Origin of the sequence: Faecalimicrobium dakarense, from assembly GCF_000499525.1 — a bacterium.
GTDB lineage: Bacteria > Bacillota > Clostridia > Peptostreptococcales > Peptostreptococcaceae > Faecalimicrobium > Faecalimicrobium dakarense.
Genome location: NZ_HG529236.1, coordinates 16,310 through 29,671 on the forward strand (window position 1 = coordinate 16,310; position 13,362 = coordinate 29,671).

Here is a 13,362-nt window from a genome sequence, read left to right on the forward strand (position 1 = left end):
TATTATTATAATATATTAAAAAACGTTTTCAAAAAGTAGATAATATAATACTAAATAAATATTAAGTACTTAGGTACGTTAAATACTAGGAGGAAAATATTATGATAAGAATAATGTTAGCTTGTTCAGCAGGTATGTCAACATCTTTATTAGTAACAAAAATGGAAGCAGCAGCAAAAGAAAAGGGAATAGAAGCTAAAATTTGGGCAATAAGTGAAGCTAATATAGATAAAGAAATAGGAAACTTTGATGTTTTATTACTTGGACCACAAGTTAGATTTATGTTAGAAAAAGCTAAGAAAATAGTAGATGGAAAAGCACCAGTTGAGGTTATAAACATGGCTCATTACGGAATGTGTAATGGAGCAGCTGTATTAGATAGAGCGATAGAATTAGCAGGTAAATAATTATATTTAAAAAGGATGCCAAAAGGCGTCCTTTTTAAATATACAAAAAATAACAATTATAAAAGCCGAGTATTAGTAGAAAATAATTACATATAAATAAATGCTAATAGGAGGCTAAAAATGAATAATATAACAAATCAAAATGCGAGAATGGCTTTAAAACAAGTAAGAATGGAAATAGCAGCAGACTATGGTATGGATTATGAATATGCATTTGACATAATAGAAAATGCACATAATAATGGAGCTTTAGCTAGCCACTTTAAAAAATTAGAAAATAAAAAATACTCATCAAGTAAAACGTCCCCAATAGAATAAAAAAATGTAAATGGTAGAAAATAAGTTTAAATAAATATTAAGAGGTGACGTTGATGAAAAAACTGACTAGTATAGCTATGACTATGTTACTTGCTTTAATGCCTATGAATCTAGCTTTTGCAGGTGATCCTAGTGCTACCATAAATATATCATCAAAATCTGCAATATTGATGGATGTAGGAAGTGGACAGATTCTTTATGAAAAGAATGCACATGATAAGTTACCGCCAGCTAGTGTAACAAAAGTAATGACAATGTTATTAATATGTGAAGCACTAGATGCAGGCAAAATAAAATTAGATGATAAGGTTCAAATAAGTGAAAATGCCGCAAGTATGGGCGGAAGTCAAATTTTCTTAGAACCAGGAGAAACTCAAGATATTAATACTCTTTTAAAAGGCATAGCAGTAGCTTCAGCAAATGATGGTTGTGTTGCTATGGCAGAGCATATAGGAGGTAGTGTAGAGGCATTTGTAGACATGATGAATAAAAAAGCACAAGAACTAGGAATGAAGGATACTCATTTTGCAAACACTAACGGTTTACCAGTAGATGACCATTACACATCAGCACATGATATAGCTTTAATGTCTAGGGAATTATTAAAACATGAAACTATACACAAGTATTTAACAACTTGGATGGATAAAGTTGTAGTAGGTAAAAAACAAGCTACAATAGGACTTGCTAATACTAATAAACTTATAAAGCATTATCAAGGTGCCACTGGAGTTAAAACAGGATTTACTCAACAAGCAAAATACTGTTTATCAGCTGCAGCTAAAAGAGGAGAAACACATTTAGTAGCTGCAACACTTGGAGCTGAAACATCACCAGAAAGATTTAAAGATGCAACTGATTTACTTAACTATGGGTTTGCAAACTATGAAAGTGTAAAATTATGTGCTAAAGATGACAACGTAGCAACTTTAACATTAGATAAAGCACGAGATAATAAAGTAAACTTAGTAGCTAAAGAAAGCTTAACAGCATTAATTAAAAAAGGAAGTAATAAAGATTTCACTAAAAAAATAAAAGTTTATGACAATCCTCAACTTCCAATTAAAAAAGGAACTACTTTAGGAAAATTAGAAATTTATAAAGATAAAAAACTTGTAGGACAAGTAGATTTAGTAAATACAAAAGATATAAATAAAGCAAGTTATTTACAAATGCTTCAAAGAGTTATAGATAACATGCTTTAAAGTAAAAGAAGTCGAAAGACTTCTTTTTTACGTACAAGAAAACTATAATACATCATACACTGTAGATAACTTATTAACTTAAGTAATATAGATGCACTAATAGCAAGTAAAAAGGATTTTAAGCAACGGACAGAGTCATTGGCGACATGAGCGAAGTGGATTTTATATATATAAAAACTTTGATTATACCTTTGTAAATTGGTATAATAGTATTAAAATCGAAATTTAGGAGAGATAAATATGAATTCTTTAAGTAATATATTAGTGAGCTTAGTTGCAATAGTAATTGCAATAACTGTTCATGAATTTGGACATGCTTATTCAGCTCATTTATTAGGGGATGATACGGCTAAGATGAATGGTAGAATGACCCTAGATCCAGCAAAACATTTAGACCCTATTGGTATTATAATGATGCTTATTTTTAGAATAGGATGGGCAAGACCAGTTCCAGTAAACCCTAATAACTTTAAAAATTACAAAATAGGAAATGTATTAGTTTCATTAGCAGGTGCGTTTGCAAATATATTAACAGCTATAGTTTGTATGATGCTGATTAAGGTTGTTCATATGGATGCAATTACTAGTATACTGTGGGCTACTATTGGATTTAATATAAGTTTTGCAGCTTTTAACTTACTTCCAATACCACCACTTGATGGATGGGGAGTAATATCATCATTTATACCATATAAGTATAATGAGTTTGTTTATAAATATGAAAGTATGAGTACTTTTCTATTTTTACTTTTAATAATTACAGATTTTCATTTAATAATTATGGGACCTATATATAATGTAATAGTAAATATAGTATATCTATTTGCATAGGACTGAGGTAAATTATGAAATACAACATACAGTTACAAGTTTATGAAGGACCGCTAGATTTATTGTATGACTTAATATCTAAGCAAAAGATTGATATAAAAGATATATCAATAATTGAGATAACTAAACAGTACATACAATACTTATCGATGCTTGAAAAAATGGATTTAGAAATAACTAGTGAGTTTATAACAATGGCTTCTAAACTTTTAGAAATAAAATCTAAATACTTATTATATAAGCAAAAAGATGATGAAGAAATAGAAGATCCAAGATTAGAACTTGCCAGACAATTAGAAGAATATAAGCAGTTTAAATTAGCAGCAGAGGATTTAAAAGAAAATGTTAGCTATGTAAATGAATTATTCTATAGAAAAAAAGAAGAGATAATCGTTGATGAAAGTGTAGATTTAAGTGATATTTCAATAGAGGCTATAAAAAATATACTTCCATATATACTAAAGGTTAAAACGTCAGAATCAGATGAAGTAAAAGACGAAAGACTAGATAAGATAGTAAGGGGAAGAATTATATCTGTTGAGGAAAAGATAAGTTACATAAGAAATATTATAAACGAAAAATCAGAAGTAAGGTTTACTAAAGTAATACAAGATTGTGATAAAGATGAAGTTATAGCTACATTTTTATCAATACTTGAATTAATAAAAGCAAAAGAAATAATAGTAGCTCAAGATATATTCTTTGATGATATACTAATAAAGAAAAGCTCGGAGTGATAAAATGAGACGTGAAGATATAAAAAATATTATAGAATCAGTTATGTTTGCATACTCAGATCCTATAAGTGTAAAAGAACTAAATTATATAATAAATGAAGACTTAGCAAGTAAAGAAATAGAATTTATGCTTCATTCTCTTATGGAGGAATATAAGGAAAATAATAGAGGAATACAAATAATAAAATTAGAAAATAAGTACCAAATGTGCACAAATAAGGAGTATGCTTCTTTTATAAAAAAAGTACTTGAACCAAAGAAAAAGAAAAGTTTAAGTCAAGCAACTCTTGAAACTCTTACTATAATTGCATATAAGCAACCAATAACAAAGGTTGAAATAGAAGACATAAGAGGTGTAAAGTGTGATAAGGTGCTTCAAACACTTTTAGAAAATGAATTAATAGTAGAAGCTGGTAGACTTAATCGAATAGGTAAACCAATAATATATAAAACTACAAATGAATTTTTAAAATTATTAAGTATAGAAAAATTAGAGGATTTACCTCCAATTGAAAATTATAAAGATACTGTAAGTGAATAAAAGTTAAAAGACTGCATTAGATAAAAAATCTAATGCAGTCTTTTTATATTGTTTTTAGCTTATTAGATTTATAAATTAATTGATAAAAAGTATTTTCACTTAAAAATAATAATTATTTACAATTAAAATGAAAATATCATTGAAAATAATTATCACTTGTGATAGATTATTAATATATTAAATTTAATATTGTATGGAGGAGAAAATGAATAAAATTAAAAAATTCATGTATGTAATAGTTGGACTAATATCATTTGGGTTAGGGGCTATAGGAGTTATAATGCCAGTGCTTCCAACAACACCATTTTTACTATTGGCATCATATTGTTTTGTAAAAGGTTCAGATAAATTTGATAGATGGTTTAAATCAACAAAGATTTATAAAAATCATTTAGAAAGTTTTGTTAAAGAAAAGGCCATGACTATCAAACAAAAGGTTTGTATATTATTATTTGCAGATATAATGTTAGCATTTCCTTTGATAATAATAGATAGCTTACATATGAGGATATTTTTATTATTTTTAATAGCAGTTAAATTCTATTACTTTATGTTTAGAATAAAAACAATAAAAGAAGATAAAGCAGAGGTCTAATATATTTATTAAACTAATATAAAAAACTGTAAAATATAAATTATAAAATAATTAATAAAATAGAGACAAAGTTTAAATAGTTCAACTAAGGTAAGTCTATCAATATACAATGAGAATGATAGTCAATATAGCGAAGTAATATAAATTAATTTAATTAAGATAATTAAAATATTGATGAATTCTTTAAATTTAGTAACTATAAATACAAAAGCAAAGTGGGAGAAAGTTATGTTACATAGGTTAGGATCAACATTATTTTTATTAGCAATAATAACTTATTTTTTTAAGTACTTTAAATTTATAAATAAGAAATTAAGTTTAAAACTACATATTTTAACGGGGACGTTAGGTGCATTATCAATGATTATATATTCAGTTACGGATTATATAAAAGATAAAGAGATAACTATTTTGCCAGTCGGAATTATGGCAGGATTAATAATATTATCAGGGACTAATAAAGTAAAAAAGAAATATAAATGGTTACATTTAGCATCGGTGATATTATTTGCATTAAGCCTTATATATCACATAATTAATTAGGAATTAGGAGGAAGAGTAAATGGTAGACAAGAGGTTACTATCTATTTGTAAAGAACCAAAAAAATACATATTTTTAACAGTTTTAATGAACTGGATATCTGTAATTTGTAACATAGGTATAATTTTATTTGTAGGAAATATAATCGATAAATTATATAAAAATGATTTAAGTTTTAGTATAGGAAATTATGTAATAATTTTATCAATGCTAATGGTAATAAGATTTATTTGTAATTATATGTCTGGTAAATTTTCTCATAATTCATCAGGAAAAGTTAGAAGTATATTAAGAGAAAAAATATATAAAAAGCTATTAGAACTTGGTGTAGATTATAACAATGCACTATCAACATCATCTACTGTTCAAATAGCAGTAGATGGAGTAGAACAGTTAGAAGTATATTTTGGAAGGTTTTTACCTCAATTATTTTATGGATTATTAGGTCCACTTACATTATTTGCAGTAATGGCTACAATAAGCTTAAAAGCTGCATTAGTACTCTTAGTATGTATACCATTAATCCCAATATCAATAGCATCTGTTATGAAGTTTGCTAAAAAACTTTTAAGTAAATATTGGGGGATATATACAAACTTAGGTGATTCATTCTTAGAAAATCTTCAAGGTCTTACAACTTTAAAGATATTTGATTTAGATGAAGAAAAAAATGAAGAAATGAATAAAGAAGCTGAAACATTTAGAAAAGTAACTATGAAGGTACTAACAATGCAGTTAAGTTCTATAACTATAATGGATTTAATAGCATTTGGAGGAGCAGCAGTAGGTATATTACTTGCTGTAAATGAATTATCAAAAGGTAATATAACTGTTGGAGGAGCTGTGATAATAATCTTATTATCGTCAGAATTCTTTATACCACTTAGACTTTTAGGATCATTTTTCCATATTGCTACTAATGGTATGGCAGCATCTGATAAAATGTTTAAATTATTAGATACAAAAGTTAAAGAAGAACCTAAATTATCTAAAGAAGATTGTGAAAAATTAAAAGATATATCTATAAATATAAAAAATGTAGATTTTAGTTATGATAAAGAAAGAAAAGTCCTTAAAGATATAAATATAGAAGTGAAGAATAAGTCTATGGTTGCCTTAGTTGGAGAAAGTGGATGTGGTAAAAGTACAATTACTAACTTACTTTTAAAGCTTAGAGAAGTAGATAATGGAGAGGTAACTTTAAATGGAATAAATATAAATTATATACCATTTGAGGAACTAAGAAAAAAGGTAAGTTTTATAAGTCATAACTCTTATATATTTAATACTACAATAGCACAAAATTTAAAAATGGGTAAAAAGGATGCAACTGAAAAAGAGTTATATAATGCACTAAAAATAGCAAATTTATATGAGTTTGTAGTTGGATTAGAAGATAAACTTGATACTAAAGTTGGGGAAGGTGGCTCTCTTTTATCAGGAGGACAAAAGCAAAGATTAGCACTTGCTAGAATGATACTTACAAATCCAGAAGTGTACATATTTGATGAAGCTACTTCAAATGTTGACGTAGAAAGTGAAGATAGTATATTAAAAACTATATATGATATAGCAAAAGAAAAAACTGTAATAGTAATATCTCATAGACTTGCAAATGTAGTAAATGCAGATAAAATCTATGTATTAGATAAAGGTAATATAGTAGAGAGTGAAAATCATAAAGAGCTTATGAAAAATAATTCTACTTACTGTAACTTATATACAAATCAAACAAACTTGGAAAGCATATATGAAAGAGAATTGGAGGTGGCTGTAAGTGAATAATGAACAAAAGAGAATGTCTGGAATAAAAATAATGGCAAGGCTTATAAAAATACTAAAGCCACTAACTCCAATAATGATGATAACAATAACTTTTGGAGTTTTAGGATTTTTAGCAGCTACAGCAGTAACTACATTTGGTGCAATAGCGATAGGGAATGTACTTAAGCTAGATATGGGATTTACTTTAAATCAGGCTGTAAAGATTATAATAGGATGTGCAATATTAAGAGGTGGTCTAAGAGCAATAGAACAATATTCAGGTCATTATATAGCATTTAAAATATTAGCTATACTAAGGGATCAAGTATTTAAGGCTTTAAGAAAATTAGCACCAGCAAAATTAGAGACAAAGGAAAAAGGTAATTTAATATCAGTTATAACTAGTGATATAGAATTACTAGAAGTATTTTATGCTCATACAATAGCACCTATTGCTATAGGAATAATTACTTCAGGTATAACAGCAGGAGTATTATATAGCATAAATCATTACTTTGGAATAATAGCTGTAGTATTTTACTTAATAGTAGGTCTTTTAATACCAGTTATATCTTCTAAATATGCAAATCAGTCAGGTCTTGAATATAGAAATGAGTTTGGTAATACAAATAGCTTTCTATTAGATTCTTTAAAAGGTATAAAAGAAGTATTATTATTTGGAGCAGGAAATGATAGATTAAAAACTATAAATGAAAATAGTGAAAAGTTAAATGAAAAATTAAAAGTTATAAAAGAACACGAAGGTATAATAAAAGCTTTCACAGATATAACTATAATGATAGCTATAATTGTAACTTTATTTACAGGAGTAAAGTTATTTGAATCAAGTACAATAAACTTAGGTCAAGTAATAGTATCAGTAGTTCTTTTAGCAAGTTCATTTGGTCCAACTGTTGCCTTAAGTAATTTATCTAATAATTTGATGCATACTTTTGCTTGTGCACAAAGATTATTTAATGTATTAGATGAAGTTCCAGCTGTAAATGAAGTAGCTGGGAATGAAGATTTAAATATAGACTACATAGATGTAAGAGATATGGAATTTAAGTATAAAGGAAGAGATGAAGTATTACTTAAAGATGTGAATCTTAATATTGAAAAAGGTGATAAAGTTGCTATTATTGGAGAAAGTGGATGTGGTAAGAGTACATTATTAAAATTAATAATGAGATTTTGGGATGTTGAAAAAGGTAGCATAGAAATAGATAATAATGATATAAAAAATATACCTACTAAAGCTTTAAGAAAGTCAGAGTCTTTAGTTAGCCAAGAAACATTTTTATTTAATGATACTATAGAAAATAACTTAAAAATAGGTAAGATAGATGCAACTTATGAAGAAGTAGTAGAAGCCGCTAAAAAAGCATCTATACATGAATTCATAGAAACATTACCTAATAGATATAAGACTAATGTTGGAGAAATAGGATCTAACTTATCATCAGGTGAAAAGCAAAGATTAGGAATAGCAAGAGCATTTTTACGTAATTCACAAGTGCTTATATTAGATGAACCTACAAGTAATTTAGATACTTTAAATGAAGCTCAAATTTTAAAGAGCATTAAAAATGAATCTGAAGATAAAACAATAATAATGGTATCTCATAGAAAATCAAGTACAGCAATTTGTGATAAGAAAGTTTATGTAAGAAACAATACACTTGAGTTTAATTAATAATTAGGGCTAAATCTTTTAGCCCTTTTTTAATATACTAAGGTATTGTAGAGTACCTTGACTAAACAGAATTTAAATTAAACAAGTGAATTTTATTGAAATGAATTTTAAACTTGGAGGAAATTATGAGTAGGATAGAAAGAGAAAAAAAGACTATAGGTATTATGATAAATATATATTGTAGAAAAAATCATGGATGTAGTAAAAATGAACTATGTGATGAATGTAGTGAACTTTTAGAGTATGCTAGCAAAAGACTAGATTTTTGTAAGTTTGGAGAAGAAAAAAAGTTTTGTAGTAAATGCCAAATACATTGCTACAAAAAAGATATGAAAATAAAAATTAAGAAAGTTATGAAGTTCTCTGGACCAAGGCTGTTATTTTATGAGCCGATAGAGGTTATTAAACATATATTCGAAAAATAATATAGACATATATTTAATTATGTATTATTATAACTATAAAAATAACTACTCAAAGTAAATATCATAACGAAAAAATAGACTAGATTTTATCTGGTCTATTTTTTATTTTAAATATAAACTCTATGAATTATATAATAATATGCTACTATTAATGATATAAGTCAAGTGGGGGATAAGATGTTTATAGTAGTAGTAAATATATTGTGTTTTATAGTGAATATAAGAAATTCTTACATAAGCTTTAATGATGGTGAAAATGGTACTGGTATTGCTTGGGTTTTGATGAGTTGCTGTTGGATAATTTGTGCAGTAGCTAATTACAAAAGATATAAAGAGGAAAATCCGAATATAAATAATATTAGATAATAAATATTAAGGGGGATACCAATGGCAAAAGAAATATTTGATGTAATTATATCACCAGATGAAGCACAAGAAATAATAAATAGAGAAATAGATTCAGATTTAGTTGATTATCAACGATATGAATTAGGAGATGATAAGTTTATATTAATATCACTTTATGAAAAATATTACTTTAGAAATGATAGTACAGCAGCATTATCTATAACAATAGATAATGTAAGTGGATTAACTAAGATAAAAGCTGTATCTACAGGAAGTTCAATAGGACTTTTATTTATTGATTTTGGTGCATCTAAAAATTTTGTATCTAGTATTAAAAAAGCATTAAAAGACCATATTGTAATAGACTAGGATAATATCCTAGTCTATTTTATTTGTTTCTATACCTAATTATTCATATTAAAATAATAACTTTTAAATAAAAAGTATAGATAATTATCTTTTAGAAAATAATAGGAATATGAGATATAATGGAATATTTGATTTAAGTTTTTTATTATTAATAATATTATTATTAATTGTAGGGATTATCATAATAACTTTAAAATCATCATTACACATAATAATTTCATCAAAAATACGAAATGAAGATATAAGTATTAAAATTAATATAAAATATCTGTTCAACTTGATAAATATAGATAAACAACTTTATCCGCCTAGTAATAAAGGAAAAAGTAGTAGTTCTAATAAAAAGAAAGGAAATAAAAAAGGAAAAGGAAAGTTATTAAATAAAGATTATTTAACTCTTTATAGGCTTTTTAAGAAAATAAAAATACATGAAGTCTATTCAAAAATTGAGTTTGGAAGTGAAATTATTAATTTTACCACATTTATATATGTATTAATAAATGCTATTTATGGAAATATAGCTAACATTGTAGATGCTGATAAAATCCATCTAGGAGTAACACCAAATTTCACTAAAAATTATTTAAAAGCAGATATGAAAGTGCATGCAAAGCCGACTATTAGAGATTTAGTAACAGTAGCAAGGGCTGGATATAAAATTTATAAAAATAATAAAGGGAATAAGGAGGATGGTACAAATGAGAGCAACAGGTTCAATAAAAAGTCTTATGGAAACAACTCTTGAGACTATAAATGGTTCTATAGATGCAAATACTATAGTAGGTGATCCTATTCAAACTGATACAACAGTAGTAGTTCCAATATCAAAAATCACAGTTGGTTTTGGGATTGGTGGAGGAGAATATTCAAAAGGCTATAACCAAGATAATAAAGATAATGAAAAGATAGAAGATAAAAATGATACAAACTTTGCAGGAGGTAGTGCAGGTGCAATTTCTGTACAACCAGTAGCTTTTGTAGTAGTGGAAAATGGAGAAACAAGACTTATGAGTTTAGATAGTAATATAAATTTAGTAGATAATATACTTACAGTTACTCCAAGAGTTATAGAAAAAATTCAAAAGTTATCTAAGAATAATTCTGATGATAATAATAATAAAAAAAATAAACAACCTAAGAAACCTAAAATGTAAAAAAACTACCTATAAATATTTATAGGTAGTTTTTTATAAATTAGAAACATCTGTAGATACCAGATTAGGTGGAGAGTTATTTGTAGAAAATAATCTAGTTATGTATAATGGAGTCTATAATAAAAAGGTAGAATAAATATGGCTTTAAGAATTTGGATTTTAAGTTATAAATGAAGAAAAAAATAAAAATAAAGTGAAAATATTAACAGACAATATTAAATATTAATAAAAATCTAATTTACTTTAAAATTTAAAGCTATTAGGTTAAAATAAAAAAATTAATTTCATAGTTTTTTTATTAATGGTTTAGGGCAAAATAATTAGAATAGATAATGTATAATAAATATAGTATAATTACAATAGACAATTATTAATATACTTAAGTAGTACTCCTATGCTGAAGAAATTGATAATAGACGAAAATATAGAATGGGGGGAAATCCTATGAACAATAGAGAGATTTCTGTTCTAATTATGCAAAGTATAAATGACTTTACTAATTTGATCAAAGTTTTAAACCAAGAAAGACATAAGTTAGACGACATTTTAACAGATAAGCAGTTTGTTGCTTTAGGAAGTATGATGAACTATGATAAAATCGAGTTAAAAAATTTAAGTAGAGACCTTCACGTATCTACATCTAGTTTATGTATTTTAATGAATAAACTAGTAGATCAAGGGTATGTATATAGAGAAGAAGATACCAAAGATAGAAGAAATACTTTTTATGGACTTACAAAAGAAGGTCGTAATATGCTAGATATAGAAATAGAAAAGTTTTTATCTATTATAGATAAAAGAATAGAAACATTAGACGAAGGTGAAAAAAGTAGATTATTCGATGCAGTAAGTGAAGCAAATAGCATAATGAAAGATTTCATTTAGATAATTAATAAAAGCTACCATTAACAGGTAGCTTTTTACATATAAATAAAAAGTATAAAAAATAGGAGGGTTATTATGAATTTTAAAAATATTAACACAAGCTTAGAGAAATTAAATGAAAACATAATAGTAATAACTTCATTTTTAAATGAAAAAATTGAAACTAGATTTAATGAATTAAATTTAATAGTAAGTGACTTTAAAGGTAAATACAATAAAATAGAGACTGTTAAAGCTTTTGTAGAAGGTAAGATAATAAAAGTTTGTTTAGTTGGACTTGGAGAAAAGGAAGAATTAAGTAATGAAAAAATTAGAGTTGTAGGTGGGAATCTAGCTAAAAAACTAAAATCTATGATAAAAGACGAAGCTGTTAATGTAGATATATTAAGTAGTGACTTATGTGAAGAGGGAGCATATGCATTAGTAGAAGGTATAATCCTTGGAGATTATGAGTTTAAAAAATATAAAACTAATCATAAAGCAAAAATAATAGATACTATAAATATTTATACAAAAGAAGATGTATCTAAATCTATAGAAAAAGGAAAATTACTAGCAGAAACAACGATAGTAGCTAGAGATTTAGTTAACGAACCTGCAAACGTAATATACCCAGAAACTTTAGCAAATGAAGTTATCAAATTAGGAAAAGAATATGGATTTGAAGTTGAAGTTTATGAAGAAGAAAAAATAAAATCATTAGGCATGGAAGCTTTCTTATCAGTAGCTAAAGGTTCAGAAAAGAAACCTAGATTCATAGTTATGAGATATATGCCTAATAAAGAAGATAAAGAAATACTAGGATTAGTAGGTAAGGGATTAACATTTGATACAGGTGGATACTCTATAAAACCAACAAGTTCTATGGTAAATATGAAAACTGATATGGGTGGAGCTGCAAGTGTTATAGGTGCAATGTGTGCAATATCTAAGGATAAGTTAGATAAAAATGTTGTAGCAGTTGTAGCAGCTTGTGAGAATGCCATATCAGGTAAAGCTTATAAGCCAGGAGATATAATAAACTCTATGGGTAAAAAGACTATAGAAGTATTAAATACAGATGCAGAAGGAAGACTTACATTAGCGGATGCAGTTTATTATATTGTAAATAATGAAAAAACTACAAGTATATTAGATATAGCTACTTTAACAGGAGCGGCTATAGTAGCATTAGGAACTGTAGCTAGTGGAGTTATAACGAATAATGATGATTTTTATAATGAATTAGAAAATGCAAGCAAATTATCAGGAGAAAAAATATGGAGACTTCCTGTATTTGATGAGTATAAAAGCTTAATAAAGGGAAGTGAAGCAGATTTAAAAAATAGTGCTGGAAGAGAAGGCGGATGCATAACAGCAGGACTATTTGTAGGAGAGTTTGTAGGGAGTACTCCGTGGTTACATGTAGATATAGCAGGAACAAGTGAAAGTGCTAAGTCATCAGGATATAAATCTAAAGGAGCAACAGGAGAAGGAGTGAGAACTCTTTACTATCTAGCAAGCATAAAAAAATAGATTTAGAATCATTCCAATATATGTTATAATT

The 13,362-nt window shown here is 26.6% G+C and carries 17 protein-coding genes; all 17 read left to right on the forward strand.

Translation table 11 applies throughout. The features are described from left to right. The first annotated feature begins 101 nt into the window (after positions 1-101). A complete protein-coding gene (locus BN899_RS01865) occupies positions 102-407 on the forward strand; it encodes a PTS sugar transporter subunit IIB (RefSeq protein ID WP_042272136.1) in 306 nt (101 codons plus the stop codon). A 120-nt stretch (positions 408-527) separates the two neighbouring features. Next, on the forward strand, positions 528-725 hold the full coding sequence (locus BN899_RS01870) for a CD1290 family small acid-soluble spore protein (RefSeq protein WP_042272139.1): 198 nt from the start codon (positions 528-530) through the stop codon (positions 723-725). A 53-nt stretch (positions 726-778) separates the two neighbouring features. Next, positions 779-1,930, forward strand: a complete 1,152-nt coding sequence (locus BN899_RS01875) for a D-alanyl-D-alanine carboxypeptidase family protein (protein WP_042272143.1) — start codon at positions 779-781, stop codon at positions 1,928-1,930. A 240-nt stretch (positions 1,931-2,170) separates the two neighbouring features. Further along, positions 2,171-2,761 (forward strand): site-2 protease family protein, encoded by a 591-nt coding sequence (locus BN899_RS01880; RefSeq protein ID WP_042272146.1) that lies wholly within the window; start codon positions 2,171-2,173, stop codon positions 2,759-2,761. Positions 2,762-2,775: 14 nt separating this feature from the next. Beyond that, the gene (locus BN899_RS01885) at positions 2,776-3,498 is read left to right on the forward strand and encodes a segregation and condensation protein A (RefSeq protein WP_042272149.1); all 723 of its coding nucleotides are present in this window, start codon (positions 2,776-2,778) and stop codon (positions 3,496-3,498) included. A 4-nt stretch (positions 3,499-3,502) separates the two neighbouring features. Beyond that, the gene (scpB, locus tag BN899_RS01890) at positions 3,503-4,039 is read left to right on the forward strand and encodes an SMC-Scp complex subunit ScpB (protein WP_042272152.1); all 537 of its coding nucleotides are present in this window, start codon (positions 3,503-3,505) and stop codon (positions 4,037-4,039) included. A gap of 205 nt (positions 4,040-4,244) precedes the next feature. Continuing rightward, positions 4,245-4,634, forward strand: coding sequence for a YbaN family protein (locus BN899_RS01895; protein ID WP_042272155.1), 390 nt, complete (start codon positions 4,245-4,247; stop codon positions 4,632-4,634). A gap of 228 nt (positions 4,635-4,862) precedes the next feature. Next, a complete protein-coding gene (locus BN899_RS01900; RefSeq protein WP_147568469.1) occupies positions 4,863-5,177 on the forward strand; it encodes a hypothetical protein in 315 nt (104 codons plus the stop codon). A 19-nt stretch (positions 5,178-5,196) separates the two neighbouring features. Next, positions 5,197-6,960, forward strand: a complete 1,764-nt coding sequence (locus BN899_RS01905) for an ABC transporter ATP-binding protein/permease (RefSeq protein ID WP_042272161.1) — start codon at positions 5,197-5,199, stop codon at positions 6,958-6,960. Then, a complete protein-coding gene (locus BN899_RS01910; RefSeq protein ID WP_330362417.1) occupies positions 6,953-8,635 on the forward strand; it encodes an ABC transporter ATP-binding protein in 1,683 nt (560 codons plus the stop codon). Before BN899_RS01905 ends, BN899_RS01910 begins: the two co-directional genes overlap by 8 nt. Positions 8,636-8,760: 125 nt before the next feature. Beyond that, positions 8,761-9,060, forward strand: coding sequence for a nitrous oxide-stimulated promoter family protein (locus BN899_RS01915; RefSeq protein WP_042272164.1), 300 nt, complete (start codon positions 8,761-8,763; stop codon positions 9,058-9,060). Positions 9,061-9,237: 177 nt separating this feature from the next. Further along, positions 9,238-9,426, forward strand: a complete 189-nt coding sequence (locus BN899_RS01920; RefSeq protein ID WP_042272167.1) for a hypothetical protein — start codon at positions 9,238-9,240, stop codon at positions 9,424-9,426. 21 nt (positions 9,427-9,447) lie between these two features. Continuing rightward, positions 9,448-9,777 carry a DUF6054 family protein gene (locus tag BN899_RS01925; RefSeq protein WP_042272169.1) on the forward strand — a complete coding sequence of 110 codons (330 nt, stop codon included), beginning with the start codon at positions 9,448-9,450 and terminating at the stop codon, positions 9,775-9,777. Positions 9,778-9,886: 109 nt separating this feature from the next. Continuing rightward, positions 9,887-10,522, forward strand: coding sequence for a DUF2953 domain-containing protein (locus BN899_RS01930; protein WP_042272173.1), 636 nt, complete (start codon positions 9,887-9,889; stop codon positions 10,520-10,522). Then, on the forward strand, positions 10,476-10,931 hold the full coding sequence (locus BN899_RS01935) for a spore germination protein GerW family protein (protein ID WP_042272177.1): 456 nt from the start codon (positions 10,476-10,478) through the stop codon (positions 10,929-10,931). Before BN899_RS01930 ends, BN899_RS01935 begins: the two co-directional genes overlap by 47 nt. A 444-nt stretch (positions 10,932-11,375) precedes the next feature. Then, positions 11,376-11,816 carry a MarR family winged helix-turn-helix transcriptional regulator gene (locus BN899_RS01940; protein WP_042272180.1) on the forward strand — a complete coding sequence of 147 codons (441 nt, stop codon included), beginning with the start codon at positions 11,376-11,378 and terminating at the stop codon, positions 11,814-11,816. A 75-nt stretch (positions 11,817-11,891) separates the two neighbouring features. After that, on the forward strand, positions 11,892-13,331 hold the full coding sequence (locus tag BN899_RS01945) for a leucyl aminopeptidase (RefSeq protein ID WP_052356499.1): 1,440 nt from the start codon (positions 11,892-11,894) through the stop codon (positions 13,329-13,331). The last annotated feature ends 31 nt before the right edge of the window (positions 13,332-13,362 follow it).

What these genes read in the sequence shown, in the direction of transcription:
- BN899_RS01935 (WP_042272177.1), top strand. Translation starts at nt 10,476, where the DNA reads ATGAGAGCAACAGGTTCAATAAAAAGTCTTATGGAAACAACTCTTGAG.
- BN899_RS01900 (WP_147568469.1), top strand. Translation starts at nt 4,863, where the DNA reads ATGTTACATAGGTTAGGATCAACATTATTTTTATTAGCAATAATAACT.
- BN899_RS01880 (WP_042272146.1), top strand. Translation starts at nt 2,171, where the DNA reads ATGAATTCTTTAAGTAATATATTAGTGAGCTTAGTTGCAATAGTAATT.
- BN899_RS01875 (WP_042272143.1), top strand. Translation starts at nt 779, where the DNA reads ATGAAAAAACTGACTAGTATAGCTATGACTATGTTACTTGCTTTAATG.
- BN899_RS01945 (WP_052356499.1), top strand. Translation starts at nt 11,892, where the DNA reads ATGAATTTTAAAAATATTAACACAAGCTTAGAGAAATTAAATGAAAAC.
- BN899_RS01885 (WP_042272149.1), top strand. Translation starts at nt 2,776, where the DNA reads ATGAAATACAACATACAGTTACAAGTTTATGAAGGACCGCTAGATTTA.
- BN899_RS01940 (WP_042272180.1), top strand. Translation starts at nt 11,376, where the DNA reads ATGAACAATAGAGAGATTTCTGTTCTAATTATGCAAAGTATAAATGAC.
- BN899_RS01925 (WP_042272169.1), top strand. Translation starts at nt 9,448, where the DNA reads ATGGCAAAAGAAATATTTGATGTAATTATATCACCAGATGAAGCACAA.
- scpB (WP_042272152.1), top strand. Translation starts at nt 3,503, where the DNA reads ATGAGACGTGAAGATATAAAAAATATTATAGAATCAGTTATGTTTGCA.
- BN899_RS01865 (WP_042272136.1), top strand. Translation starts at nt 102, where the DNA reads ATGATAAGAATAATGTTAGCTTGTTCAGCAGGTATGTCAACATCTTTA.
- BN899_RS01920 (WP_042272167.1), top strand. Translation starts at nt 9,238, where the DNA reads ATGTTTATAGTAGTAGTAAATATATTGTGTTTTATAGTGAATATAAGA.
- BN899_RS01905 (WP_042272161.1), top strand. Translation starts at nt 5,197, where the DNA reads ATGGTAGACAAGAGGTTACTATCTATTTGTAAAGAACCAAAAAAATAC.
- BN899_RS01915 (WP_042272164.1), top strand. Translation starts at nt 8,761, where the DNA reads ATGAGTAGGATAGAAAGAGAAAAAAAGACTATAGGTATTATGATAAAT.
- BN899_RS01895 (WP_042272155.1), top strand. Translation starts at nt 4,245, where the DNA reads ATGAATAAAATTAAAAAATTCATGTATGTAATAGTTGGACTAATATCA.
- BN899_RS01870 (WP_042272139.1), top strand. Translation starts at nt 528, where the DNA reads ATGAATAATATAACAAATCAAAATGCGAGAATGGCTTTAAAACAAGTA.
- BN899_RS01930 (WP_042272173.1), top strand. Translation starts at nt 9,887, where the DNA reads ATGAGATATAATGGAATATTTGATTTAAGTTTTTTATTATTAATAATA.